Genomic DNA, 2,174 nt, shown 5'->3' with positions numbered 1-2,174 from the left:
CTGTCGCTAACAATCAACCGGAGGGCTCGCGCCCTGTCGCTAACAAGGAACCGGAGGGCTCGCGCCCTGCCGCTAACAAAGAACCGGAGGGCTCGCGCCCTGCCGCTAACAAAGAACCGGAGGGCTCGCGCCGTGCCGCTAACAGATAGCGGATGCAGTTCGCGGTATTGGCCGTCAGCCGATCTTCAACCATTAAACGGATGCTGCCACGGGGCGCGATACTCTCGCCTCAGCATCTGTGTCGCTTCTTCATCGCCGATGACCACGCGTTGCTTCGGATCATATTCCAGCGGGCGCCCCCCCAACCGCATGGACAGATTCGCCAATATACAGCTCGCCGTCGAAATGTGGCCTTCTTCGATGTCGGCCACTGGGCGGCTTCGGTTCTCGATCGCCTCGAGAAAATCGAGCATGTGTAATCGCGTTGCCGGCGCAGCGTTCAGTTCGATGTCCTTCTCCGTCAAGTCTTCGGGGTACTTTTCGCGTTCGAAGAAACAATCGAAATGGAGCGGCTTGGAACGTTTGTCTTGCGGGATGAAGTCGGCCCGCATCGTGCTGGCCTTCAACGTGCCCTTGTCCCCGTAGATGAACAATGCCCACGGGTAATCGGGATCGGTCGGCGAGCCCCAGGTCCGGTGAGTCCATTGCGCGTTGAAATCATCGAACTCAAACGTCGCGCTCTGCGTGTCGGCAATGTTCGACTTGCCGTCGGTTTGAACCAGGATGCCGCCGGTCGATGCGATGCGATTCGGCCATCCGAGCCCCAGCATCCAGCGGGCGGTATCAAGCATATGGACGCACATGTCGCCCGTGATGCCATTGCCGTATTCGGTAAAGGTTCGCCACCATCGCTTGTGGGGCAACCCGTCATAGGGTCTCAGCGGCGCCGGACCGGTCCACATTTCGTAATCCAGATGATCCGGCACCGGCATCACGTCGGGATTGCCGTTGGCCCGCATGTGGTAGTAACAGCACATTTCGACATGACCGATCTTGCCCAACAGCCCCGCTTCGACGACCTGTTTCTTCACATCGATCAGGTGCGGGGTGCTCTTGCGTTGGGTACCGACTTGGACGACACGGTTCAGCCGCCGTGCCGCATCGACCATCGCTTCGCCTTCCAATACGTCGACACTGATCGGTTTTTGGACGTAAACATCCGCACCGGATTCCATCGCCGCGATAGCTTGCAACGCGTGCCAATGATCTGGCGTGCCGATGACGACGATGTCCAGCCGATTTTCTTTCAACATCTGGCGGTAGTCGACGTACGTCTTCGGTTTCTTGCCGGACGACTGACGCTCGCTGGCGATCTGAACCGCCTCATCAAGCATCCGTTGGTCGACGTCACAGATGCAAACGACTTCCACGGGTGCCACCTGAATCAACCGCCACAGGTCACTCTTGCCGTACCAGCCCGCGCCGATCAGCCCGACGCGTTTGACCGGACGATCGGCTGCCGCAAACGCATTGGCACCGAGCGCACCGTAGGCAATCGACGCCGCACCGGCTTGCAGCAATCGCCGCCGCGCCACTGCAACCTTTTCAAGCTCGGAAGTCTGATGATCACTGGATGTCTTGTTGCTCACAACCGTTGCTCCGTGTGGGTAGGGCGCGATGGAACGCGTGAATCCGAACATCGGCATTATAGGCATTCTTGAATCGTCGTTCGCGACGTTCCGCTGCGGCAATTTGCATTCAGTTAAAAGGATTGACATCTCGCGAACTTGCGATAGAACAGGGTCTTTTGAGATCCGGCGGTCCCGGTGTCTCCACTCCATCCAACTCGCGGGGGATCGCAAGCATGAAACGGACGCACCATCCAACATCAGCGCTATTGCTGTTGCTGTTCACGGCCACCGGATGCACGGGAACGAAAACGACACCGGTGACGGATCAGACACCAACTGGCGAGCCGTCCCTGTCGATCGTTGAGGGGGCGATGCCGAGCGAGGAAAGCAAAGCGGCGATGCTTGCCGCCAAGGACGCCTTGTTCACGCGTCTGTCGGGACGTTTGATGGAAGCGATGGCGGATGCCGGCCCGGCGGGGGCGATCGGGGTGTGCAGTCAGGAAGCGGTCAAGATTGCCGACGAAGTGGGGGCCGAACACGCGGTGCAAATCGGCCGCACCGGCGTTCGGCTCCGTAACCCCAACAATCAACCTCCCGAGTGGG

At 59.5% G+C, this 2,174-nt stretch carries 1 protein-coding gene and 1 pseudogene; one reads left to right on the top strand and one right to left on the bottom strand.

The window, feature by feature from the left end; genetic code table 11:
• Positions 1-185 precede the first annotated feature (185 nt).
• Complete coding sequence (locus ABX749_RS30555; RefSeq protein WP_372899364.1) at positions 186-1,655, bottom strand: Gfo/Idh/MocA family protein; 1,470 nt, start codon at positions 1,653-1,655, stop codon at positions 186-188.
• A gap of 149 nt (positions 1,656-1,804) precedes the next feature.
• Here ABX749_RS30555 and ABX749_RS30550 point away from each other — a divergent pair.
• Positions 1,805-2,174 (top strand): annotated as a pseudogene (locus ABX749_RS30550) (hypothetical protein); the annotation flags it as partial.

The organism is Stieleria sp., from assembly GCF_041595215.1.
Lineage (GTDB): Bacteria > Planctomycetota > Planctomycetia > Pirellulales > Pirellulaceae > Stieleria > Stieleria magnilauensis.
Note: the sequence above shows the minus strand (reverse complement) of the source record. Positions and strands in the feature narration are given on the sequence as shown.

Bases quoted from the DNA above. Each gene is read 5' to 3' on its own strand.
- ABX749_RS30555 (WP_372899364.1), bottom strand. From the start codon at position 1,655: ATGCCTATAATGCCGATGTTCGGATTCACGCGTTCCATCGCGCCCTAC.